The following is a 2,500-nucleotide window of genomic DNA, read 5'->3' on the forward strand; positions in this document are numbered from 1 at the left end:
ACAAGGAATTTCGCTACCTTAGGACCGTTATAGTTACGGCCGCCGTTTACCTGGGCTTCAATTCAAGGCTCTCACCTCTCCTTTTAACCTTCAGGCACCGGGCAGGCGTCAGACCCTATACGTCGTCTTGCGACTTCGCAGAGCCCTGTGTTTTTAATAAACAGTCGCCACCCCCTGGTTTGTGCCCCCAGCCCCTAGTTGCCTAGGAACCGGGCCTCCTTCTCGCGAACTTACGGAGGTATTTTGCCGAGTTCCTTCAACATCGTTCTCTCAAGCGCCTTGGTATGCTCTACCAGTCCACCTGTGTCGGTTTAGGGTACGGTCTGATGGAGGGCTATTTCCAGGAACTGCTCAGCAGCCCAACCAATCCGATAAGGTTGAACTACCCCTGCAATCCGTCACATCCTCCTGGCCTAGGAATATTAACCTAGTTCCCATCGCCTACGCCTTTCGGCCTCGGCTTAGGGGCCGGCTTACCCTGCTCAGATTAGCTTTAAGCAGGAACCCTTGGACTTTCGGCGAGAGTGTCTCTCACACTCTTTGTCGCTACTCATGTCATCATTCTCACTAGTGATCTCTCCACGGGATCGCTCACGCGCCCGCTTCATCGAAAGCTCCAAATATCCTCCAAGGCGTTCCGAAGAACGCTAAAGAGGATAGGAACTATGTCACACTACGCTCTGCTACCATGCCTTACGGCATCCTAAGCTTCGGCTCATGGCTTGAGCCCCGTTACATCTTCGCCGCAGGACAACTTATTTAGACCAGTGAGCTGTTACGCTATCTTTAAAGGATGGCTGCTTCTAAGCCAACCTCCTGGTTGTTTTGGTCGTCCCACCTGCTTTCCCACTTAGCCATGAATTGGGGGCCTTAGCTGTAGGTCAGGGTTGTTTCCCTCTCCACTACGGACGTTAGCATCCGCAGTGTGTCTGCCATCTAGTACTCCCGGGTATTCGGAGTTTGGTTAGGATCAGTAAGCCTGTGGGGCCCCATTACCCATCCAGTGCTCTACCCCCCGGGGTATTCGGATGACGCTCTACCTAAATAGATTTCGCAGAGAACCAGCTATCTCCGAGTTTGATTGGCCTTTCACCCCTAGGCACAGCTCATCCCGATCCTTTTCAACGGATGTGGGTTCGGTCCTCCAGTAAGTGTTACCTTACCTTCAACCTGGCCATGCCTAGATCACTCGGTTTCGGGTCTGATCCCACGAACTCATGCGCCCTATTAAGACTCGCTTTCGCTACGCCTACACCTAACGGCTTAAGCTTGCTCGTGAGACCAAGTCGATGACCCATTATACAAAAGGTACGCCGTCAGCTCGCAAGGAGCCTCCGACTGATTGTAGGCGTTCGGTTTCAGGTACTGTTTCACTCCCCTCGTCGGGGTGCTTTTCACCTTTCCCTCACGGTACTGGTTCGCTATCGGTCAGCAAGGAGTACTTAGCCTTCGAAGGTGGTCCTCCGATCTTCAGACAGAATTTCACGTGTTCCGCCCTACTTAATACGTCCGTCAAAGCTTCGAATACGGGGCTGTCACCCGCTATGGCCATGCTTCCCAACATGTTCTTCTCACTTATCCGGCTCGGCTGGTCCCCGTTCGCTCGCCGCTACTAGGGGAGTATCAATTGATTTCCTTTCCTCCGGGTACTTAGATGTTTCAGTTCCCCGGGTTTGCTCTTAAAACCCTATGTATTCAGGTCTTAAGTACCTGTTTAACACACTTATTTTGTCCCACCGCCTATTCAGCTACTTGAGGACGAACCTCGCATAGCAAAACATGCAGTCGAATAAATAAGAGTGTATCAGGTGGGTTGCCCCATTCAGAGATCCATGGATCAAAGCTTATTCTCAGCTCCCCATGGCTTATCGCAGAGTATCACGTCTTTCATCGCCTCTTGCTGCCAAGGCATTCACCAAACGCCCTTCTCGCGCTTGATTTGATCCAGAAAGAGAAAGACTTGATATTGGCACTACCGCCTATTCGGCCACTTGAGTGCGTTTGACCGCACACAACCAAAGCTGCGCTAGTAATCAAATCAATCGAGACCGCCCAGCTGGTAACTAAAGGCAGTCATTCTTCTGAACCAAAAGCATACTTTCCCGCCTTCCATCCTGGAACCCGCGCTGCCGATGTCGGTCGGCCCCACGCAGAGGATAGAAGACAATGCATGATCGTCAGATCATGCGGGTTAGTGTACTTGACTTGGACAACTCTGTTCGTTTCAGCCGCGATAGCCGTGGACAGGCGAGGAAACACCCGTGTCACAACCCGCCCTCTTGCGAGGGAACGACTGAGATCAACGCCACACTCGGCGCGATCAAACAGTGTTGATTGATTTCTCTCTATACGATGTCAATTACGGCGACTTCCAAAGAAAGTCTGCCAAGTGTGAGGCAGCGTATTCTCAAAGAGAATGCGCGTTCGCACACCCATCCGATTGGATGATCCAGCACTCATACAAGTGCTCGATGATCAAATCGAAGCGATATGGTGGAGC

1 rRNA gene is annotated in these 2,500 nt (G+C 51.8%); it reads right to left on the minus strand.

The window, feature by feature from the left end:
* Positions 1-1,940, minus strand: a 23S ribosomal RNA gene (locus tag AC2FNV_RS13585); the annotation flags it as partial.
* Between the last annotated feature and the right edge of the window lie 560 nt (positions 1,941-2,500).

Source organism: Ruegeria sp. BHSA163, assembly GCF_059613365.1.